The sequence below is a fragment of the Streptomyces sp. NPDC059224 genome (assembly GCF_042754285.1).
Classification (GTDB): Bacteria; Actinomycetota; Actinomycetes; order Streptomycetales; family Streptomycetaceae; genus Streptomyces.
The window spans coordinates 230207-248067 of record NZ_JBHZAN010000007.1; the positions used below are offsets into that span (position 1 = coordinate 230207).

The 17861-nt window shown below is 69.0% G+C and carries 15 protein-coding genes and 1 pseudogene; 9 read left to right on the forward strand and 7 right to left on the reverse strand.

Features of this window, described 5'->3' with window-relative positions; genetic code table 11:
- The first annotated feature begins 495 nt into the window (after positions 1 to 495).
- The 4 genes and pseudogenes from ACFXI4_RS10010 (at position 496) to ACFXI4_RS10025 (ending at position 3334) form a co-directional block, all read left to right on the forward strand.
- Positions 496 to 1734: pseudogene (locus ACFXI4_RS10010) on the forward strand (IS110 family transposase).
- Positions 1735 to 1791: 57 nt separating this feature from the next.
- Entirely contained in the window at positions 1792 to 2328 is a 537-nt protein-coding gene (locus ACFXI4_RS10015; protein ID WP_384989204.1) for a DUF4240 domain-containing protein, read from the forward strand.
- A 226-nt stretch (positions 2329 to 2554) separates the two neighbouring features.
- Positions 2555 to 2761 carry a hypothetical protein gene (locus tag ACFXI4_RS10020; protein ID WP_384989205.1) on the forward strand — a complete coding sequence of 69 codons (207 nt, stop codon included), beginning with the start codon at positions 2555 to 2557 and terminating at the stop codon, positions 2759 to 2761.
- Between the two features lie 120 nt (positions 2762 to 2881).
- Positions 2882 to 3334, forward strand: a complete 453-nt coding sequence (locus ACFXI4_RS10025) for a nuclear transport factor 2 family protein (RefSeq protein ID WP_384989206.1) — start codon at positions 2882 to 2884, stop codon at positions 3332 to 3334.
- Between the two features lie 112 nt (positions 3335 to 3446).
- Here ACFXI4_RS10025 and ACFXI4_RS10030 read toward each other — a convergent pair whose 3' ends face one another.
- The 4 genes from ACFXI4_RS10030 to ACFXI4_RS10045 all read right to left on the reverse strand — a co-directional run bounded on the left by ACFXI4_RS10030 (position 3447) and on the right by ACFXI4_RS10045 (position 6699).
- The gene (locus ACFXI4_RS10030) at positions 3447 to 4181 is read right to left on the reverse strand and encodes a formylglycine-generating enzyme family protein (protein ID WP_384989207.1); all 735 of its coding nucleotides are present in this window, start codon (positions 4179 to 4181) and stop codon (positions 3447 to 3449) included.
- 205 nt (positions 4182 to 4386) lie between these two features.
- Positions 4387 to 5238, reverse strand: a complete 852-nt coding sequence (locus tag ACFXI4_RS10035; protein ID WP_384989208.1) for an IS5 family transposase — start codon at positions 5236 to 5238, stop codon at positions 4387 to 4389.
- Between the two features lie 33 nt (positions 5239 to 5271).
- Positions 5272 to 5685, reverse strand: coding sequence for a hypothetical protein (locus tag ACFXI4_RS10040; RefSeq protein WP_031088252.1), 414 nt, complete (start codon positions 5683 to 5685; stop codon positions 5272 to 5274).
- A gap of 3 nt (positions 5686 to 5688) precedes the next feature.
- On the reverse strand, positions 5689 to 6699 hold the full coding sequence (locus tag ACFXI4_RS10045; protein ID WP_384989209.1) for a DUF6192 family protein: 1011 nt from the start codon (positions 6697 to 6699) through the stop codon (positions 5689 to 5691).
- A 1508-nt stretch (positions 6700 to 8207) separates the two neighbouring features.
- Here ACFXI4_RS10045 and ACFXI4_RS10050 point away from each other — a divergent pair.
- Positions 8208 to 8621 (forward strand): WhiB family transcriptional regulator, encoded by a 414-nt coding sequence (locus ACFXI4_RS10050; protein WP_384989244.1) that lies wholly within the window; start codon positions 8208 to 8210, stop codon positions 8619 to 8621.
- 55 nt (positions 8622 to 8676) lie between these two features.
- Here ACFXI4_RS10050 and ACFXI4_RS10055 read toward each other — a convergent pair whose 3' ends face one another.
- The gene (locus tag ACFXI4_RS10055) at positions 8677 to 10491 is read right to left on the reverse strand and encodes a helix-turn-helix domain-containing protein (protein ID WP_384989210.1); all 1815 of its coding nucleotides are present in this window, start codon (positions 10489 to 10491) and stop codon (positions 8677 to 8679) included.
- 88 nt (positions 10492 to 10579) lie between these two features.
- Entirely contained in the window at positions 10580 to 11812 is a 1233-nt protein-coding gene (locus ACFXI4_RS10060) for a hypothetical protein (RefSeq protein ID WP_384989211.1), read from the reverse strand.
- A 571-nt stretch (positions 11813 to 12383) separates the two neighbouring features.
- Here ACFXI4_RS10060 and ACFXI4_RS10065 point away from each other — a divergent pair.
- Positions 12384 to 13739: a hypothetical protein gene (locus ACFXI4_RS10065; protein WP_384989213.1), complete on the forward strand. Its 1356-nt coding sequence runs from the start codon at positions 12384 to 12386 to the stop codon at positions 13737 to 13739.
- A gap of 242 nt (positions 13740 to 13981) precedes the next feature.
- Positions 13982 to 14404 carry a hypothetical protein gene (locus ACFXI4_RS10070; RefSeq protein ID WP_051792126.1) on the forward strand — a complete coding sequence of 141 codons (423 nt, stop codon included), beginning with the start codon at positions 13982 to 13984 and terminating at the stop codon, positions 14402 to 14404.
- A 198-nt stretch (positions 14405 to 14602) separates the two neighbouring features.
- Here ACFXI4_RS10070 and ACFXI4_RS10075 read toward each other — a convergent pair whose 3' ends face one another.
- Complete coding sequence (locus ACFXI4_RS10075) at positions 14603 to 15028, reverse strand: hypothetical protein (RefSeq protein ID WP_384989215.1); 426 nt, start codon at positions 15026 to 15028, stop codon at positions 14603 to 14605.
- Positions 15029 to 15264: 236 nt separating this feature from the next.
- On the opposite strand from ACFXI4_RS10075, the gene ACFXI4_RS10080 reads away from it, so the two are divergent.
- Complete coding sequence (locus tag ACFXI4_RS10080; RefSeq protein ID WP_384989216.1) at positions 15265 to 16656, forward strand: hypothetical protein; 1392 nt, start codon at positions 15265 to 15267, stop codon at positions 16654 to 16656.
- Between the two features lie 420 nt (positions 16657 to 17076).
- The gene (locus tag ACFXI4_RS10085; protein WP_384989217.1) at positions 17077 to 17778 is read left to right on the forward strand and encodes a hypothetical protein; all 702 of its coding nucleotides are present in this window, start codon (positions 17077 to 17079) and stop codon (positions 17776 to 17778) included.
- The last annotated feature ends 83 nt before the right edge of the window (positions 17779 to 17861 follow it).

Here is a 17861-nt window from a genome sequence, read left to right on the forward strand (position 1 = left end):
GAGACCTCCGCATAGAGCGGCGCGTGGTCCCTGTGCTCATGGTGGTGGTCGCGTGGGTGCCGGACGGATGCCTGTGCTGCTCCTGGTCGCGATGCCTAGCGTGAGATCGCGCAACGTCCGGCTCCTTCGTGACTGCCACCACTCAGTAGGTGGGTGTTGACGTTTGTCGGTGCCGGGCGGACATCTGAAGCCAGCACGGTCAGGCAGGCCTCGGCTGAGACCGGGTGCCGTCCGACACCGTCATGCGTCAACACCTGCCGCTTGATCACTCGTTGGTGTTGGTGGTGCGAGCCCGCCGCACGGTGACCTCTTGTTACGCCCGAGCCGTTTGAGCTCCCGCGCAGACCGGGGCCCGTGGGGTGCGCTGGTGCCACGAACGGCTAGTGAGGTGTCGGCCCGGCCCTCTTGCGGTCGAGGCCTGGGATTAGGTCGCTCGCGTGGCCCGCATGCGCTCGTGCCCAGCGCAAACACCCGACACGTAGGGGAGGGAACACTTTGATCTACTGCGGAATCGACTGGGCGGAACGCACCCACGATGTCGCCCTGGTCGACGACACCGGCACGCTAGTGGCCAAGCGGCACATCACCGACGACGCCGCCGGCTACCAGGTCCTGCTGGAGCTGCTTGCCGAGTACGGCGACACCGAGGAGAACCCGATCCCGGTGGCGATCGAGACATCCCGCGGGCTGCTCGTTGCCGTGCTGCGGACCGGAACGCGGAAGGTGTTCGCGATCAACCCGATGGCGGCGGCCCGCTACCGCGACCGCCACTCCGTCTCGCGCAAGAAATCCGACCCCGGCGACGCCCTGGTCCTGGCGAACATTCTGCGCACTGACATGCACGCCCACCGGCCCCTGCCGGGCGACAGCGACCTCGGTCGTGCCATCGCCGTCCTGGCCCGCGCCCAGCAGGACGCTCTGTGGAACCGGCAGCAGATCGCCAACCAGCTCCGCTCCCTGTTGCGCGAGTACTACCCGGCCGCCCTGGAAGCCTTCGCCGTCTGGGCCAACGGCCTGTGCCGGCCCGAGGCCCGTGAACTCCTCAAGGCCGCCCCGACCCCTTCACGAGCCGCACGGCTGAGCCGGACGCAGCTCCAGGCCGCTCTCAAGCGGGCTGGCCGCAAGCGGGGTATCGAGGCGGAGGCCGACCGTCTCCGCGACGTCTTCCGTGCTGCGTGGGCCCACCAGCCGCCGTTGGTCGAGGACGCGCTCGGTAAGCAGATGCTCGCCCTCCTCATCCAGCTGGAAGCCGCTTGCACCGCCGCAGACCAGCTCGCTGAGGCGGTGGAAGAGGCGTTCCCTCAGCACCCGGACGCCGAGATCGTGCTGAGTTTCCCCGGGCTCGGCATCCAGCTCGCCGCCCGGATCCTCGCTGAGATCGGGGACGACCGCGCCCGCTTCGCCGACGCCCGTGGCCTCAAGGCCTACGCGGGCTCCTCGCCCATCACCAGGGCCTCCGGCAAGAAGTCGTCCATCACCCGTCGGTGAGTGAAGAACGACCGCCTCAATCACGCGGGATATCTGTGGGCATTCTCAGCCCTCCGGCACTCGCCTGGAGCCGGCGCCCACTACCGGCGGCGCCGCGAGGTCGGCGACTGGCACGCGGCCGCCCAGCGCAACCTCTTCAATCGCATGATCGGCCAGCTCTACCACTGCCTCCAGCACCGCAAGCTGTTCGACGAGAGCACCGCGTTCCCAGCCTCAGGCCAGGAAATGGAGAGGGCGGCAGCGTGACGTCCGACCAGCCGGGGACCGGTGTGCTGTCAGTGTCGGGTGGCATGCTCTGCCACCATGAACAAACAGCAGTTCTGGCAGCTCATTGCGGCAGCGCGCAACCAGGCGCTCGACCCGGATGAGAGCGGAACGGTCGCTCGCGAGGCAACTTCTCTGCTTGCCTCCCGTCCGGCCGAGGAGATCGTCGCCGTTCAGCAGGTGTTGTGGGACCTGATGGCTGAGTCCTACACGAACCCGTTGTGGGCCGCTGCCTACGTCATCAACGGCGGCTGCTCCGACGACGGCTTCGACTACTTCCGCGGATGGCTGATCGCACAGGGGCGTGAGGTCTTCGAGGGCATACTTGCTGATCCTGATGCGCTCGCGGGACTGCCCATCGTGCAAGCCTCGGCCGCCGACGGCTTGGACCTGGACGGTGAGGACGTGCTGAGCATCGCCTGGAACGCACACATCACGGCGACCGGTGAGCAGCTCCCCGCTGACGCCTTCGTAATTCAGTACCCGCAGCTGGACCCTGCCTGGGACTTCGACTTCGACGACCGAGGAGAGATGACTCGCCGCCTGCCACGCTTGGCTGCTCTCCATCTGCAATAGGTCACCTGGTCACTCACCGGACCCGGAAAGTGTTCGCAGCTCTCATCCCGACTACTTGACGAGTTAGCAACGTGAGGTGTCTCACGCGAACCTCGGCCCACTGGTTCAAGGCGGAGGCGAAGAAGCTCGGCTTCGATCAGAGTCATCTCACCGACCGCACCACCGCACACCAGTGCCTGTTCCTCACGCTCCGCGGGCCGACGGAGCGGAGCGAAAGGTACCCGCCATGTCGGCCACCCAGATCAGCAGCCGCGCCCGGACCTACGCCCTCTACACCGGCACGCCCCGACAGGTCGCGTGTGATGCCGTCGCTGCCGCGCCGCCCCACGCGCCCCTGATCCCGGCACCGGCCCAGCACGCGCAACTCCTGCTCGAATCAGAGGTGTTCTACTGGGTCCTCAGTAGGTGTTTTTCAACGTGCCGCGCTGCGTGATGCTCCGTCCACCGGCACTATGCGTGAGGCGACGCCCCTTGGTGATGCGTGGAAAAGGAGTCGTGGGGACCCCAACTGAGCTGGTAGGAAATGGAGATGACTACTAGCGATCTTGATCCCATGACGCGTCTTCTCGCGGAGCGTAGCTGCGAGCGTTTGGTCCTGGAACTCGTGCGTCGGCTCGACCTGGGTGATCCGAGTACGGTCTGCGACCTCTTCACCCCGGACGGGATCTGGGAATGGCCCTATGACGGGCGCCGGATCGAGGGTCGGGAAGCCCTGCGTGCCTACTTCGGTTCTCGGCCGGTGGACCGCTTGTCCCGGCGGATGTGCACGAACATCCTGGTCACCGTCGACTCGCCGGATACCGCGGCGGCGACCACGTACTTCGCGACCTACCGAGTGGACGGCTATACCGACGGTGCGCTGATTCCGCCTCGTTTGCCAGCGAACATCGGCCACTATGAAGACACCTTCCGCAAGATCGACGGCGTCTGGCTCATGGCGACACGCACACTCGTCCTGCCTTTCGGCGGGCCGACAGAGCGTCTGGATGCTCCAAGCCGGTCCTGATCAGGAGCCGACCTGTCGGCGTACACCGGAATGTGCACAGGTCGGTACAGCCGAAGATGCACCGTCTGGTGGAAACTCCGCCTGTCGTGCGATGTCGGCACGGTGTCCGGTTCTACGCGGCCGGTGCCGCAAGGCGGAAGCCCACGCCGATCGCTTCCAGATCTGACTCATAGGCGCCGTGCCGGCGGGCGCAGCGGGCCAGGTCCCGGTCGTGGCGGAAGGCGCCGCCTCGGGTGATGTGCCGGTCGAAGGCCCAGTCTTCGGTCGTCGGCACCTCGGCGGGCGCGCCCGGGTAGGGAGCGTAGAGGGTGGAGGTCCATTCGTCGGCGTTGCCCGCCATGTCCAGTACACCGAAGGGGCTGGCTCCGTCGGGGAACGAGCCGACTGGCGTGGTGGTGCCGATGCCAAGGTCCACCAGATTGGCCAGACCGGTTTGGTACTCATCGCCCCACGGGAATTCCCGGACATCGTCGCCCCGCGCTGCGCGCTCCCACTCGTCCTCCGTGGGCAGCCGCACATCGAGGCCGAGCAGTTCCCCGAGCCACCGGCAGTAGGCCGTCGCCGCCTCCCAGGCGACCCCGATGACCGGGTGGTCTGTCTGCGTCTGTGGGACCGGTCGGCCGGTGGCCGCCGCGAAGCGTGTCCACTGGCCGACCGTGACCGGGGTGCGGGCGATCCGAAACGCCGGGACGTCGATCTCCGTGCGCGGGGCTTCCTTCATGTACCACTGAACCGGCACCCTGGTGTCCGCATAGCGGCGGGCCACTGCCGCCACTTCGTCGACCGGTGTACCCCGACGCAGCGATCCGGCCGGGATGTCAACCCAGTTCACCTGCTCCACCCGCATGGATCCTCCTTGGCTCAAGTGGGCAATCCAAATGATCACCTCGGTGGTCGGGGCGCGCGTCGGCCGATGGACCCATGTCGCCAGCGACCTTGGAACCAGGACAGTGGGCCACAGGCCGACCCGGTCACGTGCACCGGCATGGCGCGCGGTGCACGTTCGCGTGTACAGGGTTGAGCATCTTCATGTGTACGCCGACAGCCGACCCTCAGTTGCCGGGCTTCTTCGTCCAACCTGTCCGGGGGCTTTTGCGGGTCAGGCGCCGGGTCATCATGGTGATGAGTGCCCAGTTCAGGTGTGCTTCGGAGTGCTGGGGAAGGCGTTCGTAGTCGCGTGCGTTGCGGCGGGCGTTCATGGACCAGCCGATCGTGCGCTCGACTTTCCAGCGGCGGGGCAGGACGACGAATCCCTTAGTGCCTTTGGGTCGGGAGACGATGCGCAGGGTGAGCCAGAGGCGGTCGCGGGCCCAGTCCACGAGGTCGCCGGCGTAGCCGCGGTCGGCCCAGACCTGGGTGATCTGCGGCTGGGTGAGGCGCAGGCGCCAGAACACGTCGCGGGCGGCGTCGCGGTCTTGGATGTCGGCGGGCGTCACCGTGATCATCACGGGCAGGCCGAGCGTGTCCACGGTGATATGTCGCTTGCGACCGTTGATCTTCTTCGCGGCGTCGTAGCCGCGGCTGTTGCGGCCGACGGTGGAGGCTCCCTTGACCGACTGGGAGTCGACGATCAGCGTGACCGGGTGCGGGCAGCGGCCCTTGCCGGTACGGATCCTCCGGCGGAGCTGGTCACGGATGTAGGTGACGACCCCAGCCCGGTTCCACCGCCAGAAGAACCCGTAAACCGTCTCCCACGGGGGAAAATCCGCAGGCAGTGCCCGCCACTTCGCGCCGTTGTCGACGATGTAGCGGATGCCGTCGACGATCTCCCGACGCGGCCACTTCTCCGGATGCCCGCCGGTCTTCGTCTGGCAGGCCGGAATGGGCAACAAGGGTTCCAGGAGAGCCCATTCAGCGGCGGAGGTGTCGGACGGGTAGCGGCGGCGACGGGAGGCAGCGGGCATGGCGGGCTCGGCAGGGTGATCGGCGGCGGGGGCTTATTTGGCGAGCTGGGCGAGGGTGGCGCGGACGCCGGTGAGCTGGGCTGTGGCGAGTTGGGCCCATTCGTCGTCGGGGTAGCGGGCCAGGTGCGGGTCGAGCGTGCCCGTGATCACCCGGGTGAGGCGGCCGAGGATCTGCCGGAACTGCCGCTTGTCGTACTCGATCCAGTCCGCGGGGTCGTCGGAGAACATGAACCCGTCCCGGCGCGTCCAGGTGATCGGCGTCAGGTTCTCCGCGGCGACGACGTCGCGGACATGCCGGATACCGCGGCCGACCTGCGATCGGGTCAGGCGCGTGGCGGCCATGAGCTGATAGGTGTGCAGGCCGGCGGGACGTGCTTCCATCAAGGCGACGCGGACCAGATCGCCGTAATGCTCGGCCAGCGGCCGGGCCTCCCGGCGTCGCGGCATGGCCTACTCGCCTTTGAGCAGCTGAACCAGCTGCTCGTCCAGGGTGAACTCGCCGTTGTCGAGGGCTCCTTCGAGCCAGTCCGCCGCGGCGCGGACCCGCCCGATCTGACGGCGGACGGTCTCGCGCTCGTCCTCGGTGAACTCCTGCCCTCGCAGCTGCGGGACCAGGCGGCCGAGGGTGGCCACGAAGCCGTGGCAGGAGCCGACCAGGTCGAGGTACTCGATGGTGTGCTCGATCGCGCGGACGGCCGGGGTGCGCTCCCGGATCCGGTCACGAGTCTCGTTGGAGTTGTCGAACTGGGCGCGGTTGACCAGCATTCGGGTGGTGTCGTCCCGCATCGTCTTCCGAGCAACGGCCGGGCGGCGCAGCAGGTCGGTGGTCACCTGCTGGGCGACGGCGTCGTCCCTGGTCAGCTCCGTGACGACCCTGACCTTCTCGGCCGGGGTGACGTGCTCGGTGACCGCCGGCCGCTTCAGCAGATCGGTGGCGACCTGCGCGGCAACCTCGTCATCGCGGGTCAGGTCGGCCACGGCCTGGACCTTCTCATCCACCGTGACCGGCCGGTCGACCCGCTGGCCGACGACCCGCTTCGCGCCGTCCGGCGTCCACTGCCTCGCCCCCGTGCGCGGGTTGAACGGCGCGTCCTCGATCGCCGCCCATCGCTCGTCAGCGTCCGCGACCGACGCCAGGATCCGGTGAACGGTGAACGACACACCCTCCTTGCGGCGCCCCTCGGGCCAGCGGTTGGCGGTGTAACGCCAGTCCTCCACCGTCCGGCGTTCGACGCCGATGTCGTCCGCGAACATCTGCAACGACTCCGTCACGGTGAACAGGTCTTCCGTGCCGTTCGGCATCGACCCGCCCACCGCCCTCATCGGCTCGATCTCCAGCGCCATGTCACCCAGGGCGAACTGCGAGCGGGCGATCTGCGCGATCAGTTCCTTGGCCTGGGTGACGAGCTGTTCGTAACGCTGCCGGGTGACGTTCCCTATCCGGTCGGCCACGTCGGTCATGATGACCACCGTCCTCGCCCGGGTCCGGCCCGGCCACCAGGACGTGACCGCTCAAAGGGGGCGCCGGCCCCGGTCACCGTCCACCGTGACGCGCGTGCGACACGCCAGGGCAGGGCGTGAGCCAGGGGCGCTCGAAGCGCTCGGTAATCGCTCTCAACTACCTTGCAAAACCTGGGATGTTCAAGGTGTGTGCGAGGCGTTCGGCTACGGCGTTTCTGTAACGCCGTTCCGTGACGCCCGCCGCTGGCGGCAGGCCCGCACCCGGCAACGGTCCGAGCAGTACACCGCCGCCCTCGATCGCTCCACTCCCACCGTCCACGACCGCCCGCAGACCGGGCACTCTGCCTGCTCTCCCCGCTGCATCGCGGCCACCCGCTGCCGGGTCCGCTGGAACCTTCGCCACTGCCGTGACCTGCACCGACCCGAGCAGAACACCGCCTCCGCCGCCATCGTCTGCGGCAGCGGATCACCGCACTCCCGGCAGTACCGCCGAACCGTCCCGCCAGCCCCCACACCTCAGATCATCCAGGCGCACGCACCTCACGGCCAGGGATCAAAAACACCTACTCAACACCCAGCGGCACTTCTTCGAGTACCCCTTCGGCATCCGGTACGTGCAGCCCACCTCAGAAGGCGTCCGGCTCCACCTGGAGAGCAACGACAGCCTCGACAGCCTGCTGCGCGGACTGCTGCCCTGCCGCTCACCGATGCGCGTAGGACGAGACGAGATCTACGGGCTCAACGGTGTCCGGATCTGCGCACGCACCGATCGCGGCATCGAGCTCCGACGGCTCGGACAACCCACAAGCATCAAGCTCACCGGCCCCTCGCGACGAGCCTTCCAGAAGGCCGAGGCAACCCTCGCGCAGCAGATCCAGAGCGACGGTGGAGAAGCCTGCTGGCTGGCCGGCGACACCTGGACTCCCTACGAGAAGCAGTGGGACACCGAACGCCAGCCGCTCATCTACGAGAAGATCTGGCGGGACGCCGCCTGGCTCCCCAGCGGGCTGCTGCGCCGCCTCGGACTCCTCCACACCGTCGCTGTCCCCCAGGTCGTCACCGGACACGAGTCGCGGCTGGGGGAGTGGTGGATCCTGCAGCTCGAGCACGATTCCGAGACAGCCCTGCGCCGCGCCGAGCTGGTGCACGCCCTGACCGACCCGGAGCATGGTCTGCCGCTGGAGCTGTGCGGTCACCGCGACCTGACGCCTGGATGCGGCCTCGGCCTGGTCCTGTTGAAGTCGCCGGATCGCAGCGCCGCTCTCCAACTTCGCTACGACCGGATCGACTACCCGATCAGGAAGGACCGCGCCGAGATGTTCGCGGCGATCCGCCGGCGCACCAGTGCCCTGACGGGCGATCCGCCGGCGCACCAGTGCCCTGACGGGCGAGGCGTCGTTGCCAATCATGCCCGGTTGTACCGGTACCGGCTGAGCCTGGTCACGAGGCGTTGGGCCTTGGTCAAGGCCCCTTCACCCGAAGGGATTGCCGCAATGCGGCGATGTCCCATGCCGTGGGCGTTTGCCGTACCGTTCTCGGACTGCGCCTGCCCAGGGGAGTGCGGCGGGCCGGACCGGGGAGAGGACGGCGTCGGGGTGAACGGGGAAGATCAGGAGAACTGGGGCCAGCGAGCGGTCTGCCGAACCGCTGATCCGGACGAGCTCTTCGTGGATGGCGCAGCCCAGAACAGGGCCAAGGCCCTCTGCACCGGCTGCCCGGTGCGCACCGAGTGCCTGGCCTATGCCCTCGACCATCGCATCGAGCACGGAATCTGGGGCGGAATGACCGAGCGTGAGCGGCGGGCTCTCCTGCGACGGCGTCCCCTGGTCACGTCCTGGGGACGCCTGCTCGACGCCGCCCGGTCGGAACACCAACGACTTGCCAGCCCGGACGAAGGACAGGCATGGGACGTCGCAGGATGAAAGCCCACCGGCCCCACCACTTCCTCTCCCCGCACGGGCGCTGCTGAGGTCGTGCCTACAGCAGGTCCAACTCCGCGTCGACGTACCCGAACTCGCCAGCCATGTACACCAGCGCCTCCCGCAGCAAGCGCTGGCGCTCTGCGCGTCCCATGGCCGGCTCGGAGGTGATGGTGACGGCCATCCGTGACCTGGTGCCGCCGTCATTTGTGCCGAGCGATGTCAGGTCGACGAGCGTGTCCAGGGTCGGCAGGACGCCGTTGTCGGCGGGCTGTTCGCATGTGATCCGCAGTTCGGTGGTGGGCGGGGCGGCCCAGGACAGTGCCGCTGGGTCGCCGACGACGTCGGGCAGCAGCTCGGCAGCGGTCTCCCACGTGTCGAGCAGCACGGCCTGGACCTCGTCGAGGCCCAACTGCGTGTCCCAGCCAGGGCCGAGGGCTGCTGCCCATGCTGCCGGGTTCTCGATCAGGACGTCGGCGCAGGCGACCACGGTGGACTCCATCGTGGTGGGCAGGGCGAGCATGACGGAGGCCTTCAACGCCGGGCTGCCGTCCGGTCCGGCGATCGTGCACGAGTAGCCGACGGCCCGGGCCGAGTTGCCGAAGGGGCCTCGTTCCCAGCGAGCGGCGGGCAGCTCCGCGCCCCGGCGCGTGGACAGCATCGTCACCGCCCCGGCCACCGCGCTGTATGGAAGCTGCTGTTCGAGGAGCGTGCGCCGGGGTTTGCTGATCTCCAGCTGGTCCGGGTCGGCCCAGGGCAGGTTCACCACGGCGCGCAGGCGCAGGGCCGGCGTCTGGCCGGAGGTTCCGATGTCGGCGGACCGGCCCTGGTTGAGGCCGAAGCGGGGGAGCGGCTGCCACCGCCACACGCCGCGCCCCGAGCACGTCAGGCGGCCCGCGCCCCACGATCCGCCGTCGAGGTCCACACTCCGGGAGTCGGCCGCGATCACCCACGGCGTGTCCGTGTCCTTCGGCGGGCGGGGAAAGCCGATGGCCGCGAGCGGGTCCTGGCCCGGTGCATGCCGGCCGGCGGCGACGATCGCCTGCCAGACGGGCTCGGCGACAGCCGCCAGTGGGCGCCCGGCCATCAGACACAGCACCCAGCCCGGCTCGCCGTCAAGCTCGTGGTGCAGATCCTGCAGAGCAGCCGGGCCCTGCGCCCACGCCTCTCCGGCCGGCCGGCCCAGTCCTGCGCCGGCCAGCTGCTTGTAGGCCGCACGCATCTCCCGCTCGCGGTCGGGCAGGCCCTGCCCGACCCGCAGCTCACCGTCCGGCCCGGCTTCAGAGACGGCCTGCCGCACGAGCTCGGTGAGCGCCTGAGCGGTGGGCATGCCAGAGGCTCGGACACCGGCGGAGAGCAACTGCTGGATCTCGGCCCGCGGCAGCCAGTGCGTGCTGTCGCCGTCCCGAATTGGCACGGCGACCGTGTCCGGGCGCGGAGACCCGGGCTTGCCCACCGGCGCCGGCACGACGAACAAGATGCCGGCGGCCTGCTCGGGGACGTCGATGAACACCACCCGCTCGCCGTCCGAACCGGACCATCCGACACGCACGCCGCGCGGAGCTGGGGTGATCCATTGACGGATCCGCTTGCGGATCTGGTCCACGTTCACGGCGGCCGGGTCGAGGCCGACGATGCGGTCCAGGACCTCTTCGTCGTGCTCCAGGCGTGTGGCGATGCCGATGACGATGATCCCGCCGCCCCCGTTGGCGAACGCCGCGACGTCCTTGGCGAGTTCCTCGACCGCCTTGGGGTCCGCAAGCTGGTACGGGCCGCCCTTCGCGTCGAGCCACTGCGTCTCGCGCAGTTCGAGCAGGGCGACCGGCTCATTGCCGTCCAGCGCGGCCAGCGCGCTCTTCAGATCCTTCACCACCCCGGCAGTATCCACCGGCGCTTCGGCCGCTCGCCGCCATGTTTCACAAGCTCACCGGCGCCACCGCAGGCGATGAGGGGGGGCCGGCTCACCCCTCCATGTGCTCGAGCACGATATCGATGGTGAGGGCGAACCGGGGCCGGGTGGTGCGGCCGGTGCCTTGCGCCGCCTGAAGGGTGCGTTCGCTGCTGCTGCCGAGCCACAGACCCACGACCAGATCGGGCAGGTACTGCTCCATCGTGACCGCGGTGTGCCGGACGGCCGTGTAGCCGACGGTGAACTGCTGCGAGGAGGGGCGGGCGGCGGCGCCCTCGACGGCGGCGAGGAACTTGGCCGGGACCACCAGAACGTCACCGTTCCCGCGGATCAGCCAGTACACGGAGCTCGCGCTGTGCTCCAGCAGGTCGTGCAGTTGGCGGCGCTTCACGGTCCAGGTGTCTTCCCGCCGGGCGCGCCCGGGCGTCAGCGCGGCGGACTTCTTGACCTGGATGAGGTCTCCCATCCGCAGCTGGAGACGGCCGGGAACGCGTACGTCGACGACGACGCCGATGTCGGCGCCGTTGGCCCGTTCCTCCTTCTTGGTTACGGTGCGGTGGCCGACCCGCAGATGCGGACCGGCCACGCCGGCCAGCCGGGTGTGGGCGGGCAAGGCGGTGAACTCGTTGGCGAGACCGGCCAGCAACGTCGCGGTCAGGTGTTCTTCCTCCGCGGCCCCGAGGTCGGGCATGGCCTTGGCGAACTCGGCCACCGCGCGACGGGTGGCACCCCGAACGAGGTCCTCCAGACCGTGGTCGGCGAGCCAGGTGGAGGACGGTGCGGACAACGGCCTCGGGAAGGCGGCCCGGCGGGCGTCGACCGACGCGGAGACGATCTCCAGCAGCCGCTCTTCGAGTGGTCTCGTGGTCTCAGTGGCGGCCTGTAGCCCGGCGGCGCGCAGCTGTACGGGAAGGACCGTGCTGCGGCTGCTGCGGTTGACCGCCTGCCGGACTGTCCGGTGCTTGTCGGCGAGTGCAACCGTGAGTGCCACGTCCAGGCCCTCCAGATGACGTCCCATGAGCAGCAGCCACTCCAGCGAGCGCGCCCACAACCCCGGCCGCGCCTGCCTCTCCACCAGGTGGCGCAGCCCAGCCGCCGCGACCGGATCACGCTCCTCGGCCAGGAGCGCCAGGTCACGCCACAGCTGTGCCAGCCGCTGGTCAACGTGGGAATCGAGGCGGTCCAGAAGCCGGGAGGTCCACGTCTCGTGCCGACTGCGAGACCCCTCACGCTGCTGGTGCGCCCGGGCGAGCCCGACGGCGACCGCGCAGGGCACCGGTAGCACGTCGGCGACCGCGGGGGTTGCACAGACGGCCCAGCGCACTACAGGTGGAGGCCCACCAGGGAATGACCATTCGATCAGTGGCCGGTGAGCGCACTCGGCAAGCAGCAGGTTCTCCACCCACGCTCGGTGCTCCCGGGCGAACTCGGCGAAGGCGTCCGGCTCGCGCCGGGTAAGGCCATCGATATCTCCGGGGCACGCGCTCAGTGCCCGCTGACAGCAGTCGAAGCACCGTGAGACAAAGGAGTAGTGAGCGGCGCAGGATTCCACCCCGCGACTCTACGACCCTGGCAATCGTCGTTCCGCAGGGGCAAGTTGGTCGGCGCAGGACACACCCTCCACCTCGCTCCGGCCGGTCGATACTCGTTCTCGCGTAGACGCCAGGCGAGCCGGGCGTGGCGCGGTGGGTCCGAGGAAGCACGGCCTCGTCGGGGACAGCCAGGTGTCGGCCATGTCCGGTTCTCGTGCTTCATGGGCACCAGGCACCGCTGCCGGGCAAAGTGGGAGCGGCATACGAACCCGGCCGGTGTCCCGGCCTGGCGGGATGTACTGACGGCCTCGGGGAGGGGACGGCATGGCGCTGTTCACACGGAACACCGACGACAACAGTCATGCGAGCCAGCAGCGGTGGCTCCAACGGCCGGTAGCCAACGCCGTGTTCGACGGGGCGCAATTCATCGACCGTTACGCGGTGCTGCGGTGGGACACCGACCGCGGCGGCATCGCGTTTGTGCACTCGATGGTCGACGGCAACGCCGCCCCCAAGCCCGTCACCAGTGCCCTGCGCCGCCACCACGGTGCACGCCTGGCCGACAGGTATGCGTGCGTGGTCGTGGCGCAGACCAGCACCCAGGTGAGTCAGCCCTGGGTGCCCGACCTCCAGGCCTACGACATTGATGGGGGCGACCAGCCGTACTACACAACGTGGGCGGAGTTGGCAGCCCTTCTCGGACAGCCGGCGCCGTACTGGTTCCACGCGCTGCGCGACCGTGACGCGATCGCCGCCTGGCGGCCGGGCGCCCCACCGGCGGTGGTGCCCGCGCACGACATCGCCACCCCAGTCACGGCGCTGACGGAGCTCGCTGCGGACGAGCCGGACGGGTCCCCGGCGGCCGAGCTGTGCTGGTACCTCGCTCGCGAAGTCCGCCGCCGTGGCCACGCCTCGACCGCCCGCTACATCGCCGAACTGCGCAAGAACGCGGCCGACGGCGGCGATGGTGCCCACCTCGTCCTCGGCGCGGTACCGGCTCCGCTGCTGCGCCCCGCCCCCGAGGAGCCGACGGAGATGGTCCGCCGCGCCGGCTGGCTGAGCATCACCGAACGCCGCGACGTCCTCGCTCACCGGGTCGCTGCCTTCGCGCAGCGCTGGGACGGCGGCCGGGACTGGCACACCGGAGCTGTGGTCAGCGTGCGGCCGGACGCCTGCACCACCGCCCGCGAGTGGGCCAAGCGCCTGGTCCCGGCGGCTGCCGATCAACCACCGACCGTCTTGGAGAAGGTCCTGCTGGACAACGGCCGCGAGGCCGACAGCGACGTCCTCCTCCACGACCCCGTCGCCGGCGTCCCCGTGCTGCAGCGCGCCCCGGACACTGGCCCCACGGACCTGTCCACCTGCACACTGCAACGTCTGCCGACCCGCTCGCCGCTCGCGGCCCTCGTCCTCAGCGCCGGGATCTGCTGGATCCGTACCGAAGACCAAACCTTGTGGCTGGCACCCGAACGGGACGGCTGGGGCATCGGCTACGGCTACTCGGGCAATGGCTGCCTCGCTCTCGCCCGCCTCGTCGATGTCCTCCTCGACGACATCTCCGCCCCTGCGGTATGTCCCGACGACCCAGCGGCCCCGCGTGCCCTGTTCGAGCTCCTGCGCGACGCCCCCGGCACGGCGAACTACACACGAGCCCAACTGCTCGCAGCCCGAGCCGGATGACCACGTGGAGGCTCCTACGCCCGAAGGGGCCTCGTGCGCAGGGCACCCCGCCTTTCTGCCTGGAAGAGCACAGCGGGCCCTCGTGCTGAGGAACCAAAGAGGGTCCCGCCCCGCCCCGCTCCGCCCGGCCCGAGCCGGGCGGAGCGGCCAGATACAGGGCCGTAGCTGTCGCCGGGATCTCCCTACGGGGGCCGTCGCGCGCTGGCGGAGGTTTGTCAGCCGGTCGAACTAAGCTCCGAAGCATGAGCACCCCCGCCCCAGAACCGGACCCGTTCGACCCGCAAAACTTTCCCGCCGACCTAATCGCAGCCCAGCGCCAGGTGGCGGATCTGTATGCCGCCCTCCGCGCCCACCAGGCGACGCTCCCCTGGTCCCGTGAGCCCCACCCCGGCTGGCCAGACGAGCCGGAGCGGGGAAGGGAACGGTGCGGCCGCCCCGCGTCGCCCGGCTGGACGCCCGACGAGGCCACCGAGTTCGACAGGCTCATGGAGGAGCTGCGCGCCGCCACGGCACTGGTGCAGTGCCACACGTGGTGGGCGCGATGTGAACGGGAGGGCATCACGGGTGCAGACATGGTCGCCGCCCGTCAAGCGCTCAAACACGCGAAGGGCGCCGTTCCGGAAGGCGCGCCCCTCGAACAGGACGACGTTCGTCCAGCCGCCTGAACCGACTGCAGGCCTGGTCCCTTGCGGCCGAAATAGAGCACTCAAGGGCTGCAGCGGCCCCGCATCAGCGCGCCCTTCAAACCCACGCCACAGCTGTCCGCTCCGCCTGCCCCTACCTGCTGGCCCTCCAGCCCGTGCGCGACCCCTGCCTTCCGAAGCGGTTGGCGCTGAGCGGGCCGAGGTACCGGGTGGCCGTGGTTATTGCCGCTCGGCACGCTTCTTGTCCGCGGCCTCCTGACGGGTCGCGAGCAGACGGCGGGCGCTCTCGACCGCGGCGTCGGCGTCGAGGTGGCGGACCAGCCGCCACTGGTAGGCGTCGTACCCCTCAGTGCCCTCCCAGTGCCAGACCATGAACACCAGCCGGTTCCAGGACGTCTTGCGCGCCTGGAGGGTCTCGGGCTCCTCATCCTCGAAGCACTCGTTGAGCGCGTCGAGGTGCACCCCGACGGCCTCCTTCAAGGTGCGGGCCGCGCGGTCCTCGGGGCTGCCCGCAGGATGCTTTGCACGGAGTTCCTTCACGCGCTCGTCCAGGAAGGCACCGATGGCCTTGGCGTGCTCCGGCTTCAGCTCGTCGGCGTTGAACGGGGCGGGGCGGGGCTCGTCATGGGCGAAGTACTCGAGCACGGGCTGGCTTTCCTTCCTGTCGTGACGCGCTGCGACGAGTCGTCGTGTCCTGTCCGTCGCGTTGGATGAGAGAGGAAGGTATCTGACGCGGTCACCTCTGTAAGCGGTTCCCGGACGGCTGTCGGTGAGGTTGGCCGGAATCGGCTGCACGAAGAGGGTTACAACGCATGTATAAGGGAGACAGGTTCAGTGATGCACAAGGAGTGCAGCACTCGAAGTGAATCGAGGAATCAGCCTTGAGCCACGTTCTTCCGCTCGCCAACGGACTGCGCACCGACCACCCGGTGCCGGGCCTCCCCTTTATCGACGACTTCCATCTCCCGCTCGACGAGGGTCCGGAGGCCATCGAGGCCGTCGGCCGCAACAAGGGCCCGGGCATGTGGGGCCGCTTCGACAAGAACCGCACGGACGGCGGCTGGCGAGCCTTCACCACCGACCCGCTCAACCACACCTTCGGCTGGGCGGTGCGCTCTCACCCCGAGCACGGCCGGACCGTGCTGCTCGTGCGTGACGGAGACACTTCCGGACTGCACACCGAGTGGGACGGCGAGGTGCTGCTGTTCCGCGCCGGCGGCTACTGGTGGAATGGCGAGACGTGGTACCGGCCCGGCCAGGTCTGGGACCCCGTCGCGCAGGATTACGAGAAGCGCAAGGCCCGCATGGCCGTCACCGTGACCGCCACCGACATGCTCGACGGGCGCGCCGACCCGGCCAAGGCATACGCCAGCAAGGTGGCCACCTTCGACCCGGACGCCCCGCGGCCGGACAGCTGGCTCGACCACCTGGCGCTGTGGGCGAAGCACCACCAGGAGCAGGACGGCGCCCTGCCGCTGGAACGGTGCGTGATCGACGTCTCCAGCCCCGAGCTGACGGGGGCGCAGCTCATCGGCGCACCGGAGATGGCGGAGCTGGGCGGCATCACCGCCTCGACGTTGCGGGCCTACATCTCGCGCGGCAACAGCGAGGTCCCACGCCCGCAGGCCGTCGTCGGCGGTCGCGACCAGTGGGCCCGCGCGGTGGCCGATGACTGGGTGGAGGCCCGCAAGCGCTCCTACACGGGCGTTGGCGAAGCCATGTCCGCCGACGACCGCGACGCGCTCTCGCCCGGGGCGGCCGAGGTGCGCGACCGGTTCGCCGCCGACTTCCAGCACGCCCTGTACGACCGGCCCGACGTGCGCAAGCGGTGGGTGCTGCGCCACCGCAACAAGGAGTCCGTCACCCAGATCGCCGGAGAGCTCGCCTGGTCGGTGGCCGCCGGCCTCGACCAGATCGTCCCCACCGAACACCTCGGGCGCACCGTGCGCGCAGCGGTGTTGCACGACTTCGCCGAGACCGTCGAGATGTTCGCCGACGACGACGCCACGGATGGTGAGACTTCCCCGGAGTGGTGGCACCTCAACCTGACGCCCTCGGTGGGCAAGATGCTCGACTGGTATATCCGGTGCTTCCCCGGCGAGGCGTACGCCACCATCGGGGAGATCCAGCGCCAAGCCCACACGACGTGGAAGATGCCGGCGGCGGCCACACTGAGCGCCCTGCGGTCGGCGCTCTCGCTCGACGGCGAGCTGACCGAGCAGCAGCGTGAGACGTACTTCGCCCTGCTCGAGACGCACGACAATACCGACTGACCCGTTTCCCGTGCCAGACAAAGGGGCCGGAACCAAGGTCAGTGGCTCCGGCCCCTTCCCGCGTGACTGTAGCGGGCAAATCCCGCACGGCGATGCCCGGCTCAGGGAGGCTTGTCCTGGCCCGGGTAGACGGTGCGACGAGTCGGAGGATAATCCGAGCGCTGGATAGGAGGAGGCAAGGCCGGGCCAGCCATCGCCACTCGCTATCAGGATGCCGGTCGGCTGTGGTTGGTGCCGAAAGTCGTCGGGCTACGGCCCATCGACGGTATCCTGGTGTAACCGCCCCATCCGCTCCAACACTGCGCGGAATCTACCGCCCACGAGTGTGCTTGTTTGAGGCGATCTCCCCACCCGCGTGGGGGTCCATGGCTGAAGCCTTCAGGTTCAGCTCTCGACTCCTGCCCGAAAGGGGCCACGACAATGAATGACCTGGCGATCGAGATCACGGGCATCGATGTCCACGACATCCCGGATCCGCACGAGTTCGTGTGGGGAGAAGAGTTCTACTACTGCGGAACTCTTGAAGACGGCCGGCATGTTGCCCTTTGCGATGCGCCAGGGGGCAGGTGGTGTTGGCAGTTGCCCAGCGAAGCCCAGGCCCTGGAGCACATGACGCAAGAGTTGGTCGACAGCATGCACAGCAGTCCTGAGCACTGCGACATCACGGTCGAGTGGCCTCTCACAGGTGCGCCGGTGCAGCAGCACTTCGTGGGTACCCGCACGGATTTCACCAAAGACGGCATTGTCAGAAGGGATGAGGGCCGCTACTTCACCATCGTGCGGATCGGTGACCGCTGCGAGGTGGAGGAGTACGAGGATGCCGATGCCGCCCTCGCTGCCGCACTCGATGCGGCGGAGGACCTCGTGGAGTTCGTCGTGGCTCAGGAATATGAGCCGGATGCTCAGCTCATCGAAGCATTCCTGATGTGTGAGATCACCTCGGCTCGCTCGGAGATGTGGCGCGAGACGGCTGCTCGCCGAGTCCGTGATTGCCAGTACGAGGACGGTCCATATACGACCAGAACGCCGACCCAGATGCTGGCGGAACGCTTCGGTATGCCTGAGCACCTTGTCCTGGCGCACTGGGAACCCCACCTGGAGTACGCCGAGCGGCTTGGATGAATGGAAGAGCGTGCGCCGGTGTAAAGGCGGTGGTCTTCCGACGGCCTGGGAGGCGAAGTAGAGCCCGTCGCGTAGGAGGCGAA

Excerpts from the sequence above, each read along its gene's own strand:
- ACFXI4_RS10015 (WP_384989204.1), top strand. The coding sequence starts at position 1,792 with ATGAACAAACAGCAGTTCTGGCAGCTCATTGCGGCAGCGCGCAACCAG.
- ACFXI4_RS10020 (WP_384989205.1), top strand. The coding sequence starts at position 2,555 with ATGTCGGCCACCCAGATCAGCAGCCGCGCCCGGACCTACGCCCTCTAC.
- ACFXI4_RS10025 (WP_384989206.1), top strand. The coding sequence starts at position 2,882 with ATGACGCGTCTTCTCGCGGAGCGTAGCTGCGAGCGTTTGGTCCTGGAA.
- ACFXI4_RS10030 (WP_384989207.1), bottom strand. The coding sequence starts at position 4,181 with ATGCGGGTGGAGCAGGTGAACTGGGTTGACATCCCGGCCGGATCGCTG.
- ACFXI4_RS10035 (WP_384989208.1), bottom strand. The coding sequence starts at position 5,238 with ATGCCCGCTGCCTCCCGTCGCCGCCGCTACCCGTCCGACACCTCCGCC.
- ACFXI4_RS10040 (WP_031088252.1), bottom strand. The coding sequence starts at position 5,685 with ATGCCGCGACGCCGGGAGGCCCGGCCGCTGGCCGAGCATTACGGCGAT.
- ACFXI4_RS10045 (WP_384989209.1), bottom strand. The coding sequence starts at position 6,699 with ATGACCGACGTGGCCGACCGGATAGGGAACGTCACCCGGCAGCGTTAC.
- ACFXI4_RS10050 (WP_384989244.1), top strand. The coding sequence starts at position 8,208 with ATGCCGTGGGCGTTTGCCGTACCGTTCTCGGACTGCGCCTGCCCAGGG.
- ACFXI4_RS10065 (WP_384989213.1), top strand. The coding sequence starts at position 12,384 with ATGGCGCTGTTCACACGGAACACCGACGACAACAGTCATGCGAGCCAG.
- ACFXI4_RS10070 (WP_051792126.1), top strand. The coding sequence starts at position 13,982 with ATGAGCACCCCCGCCCCAGAACCGGACCCGTTCGACCCGCAAAACTTT.
- ACFXI4_RS10085 (WP_384989217.1), top strand. The coding sequence starts at position 17,077 with ATGAATGACCTGGCGATCGAGATCACGGGCATCGATGTCCACGACATC.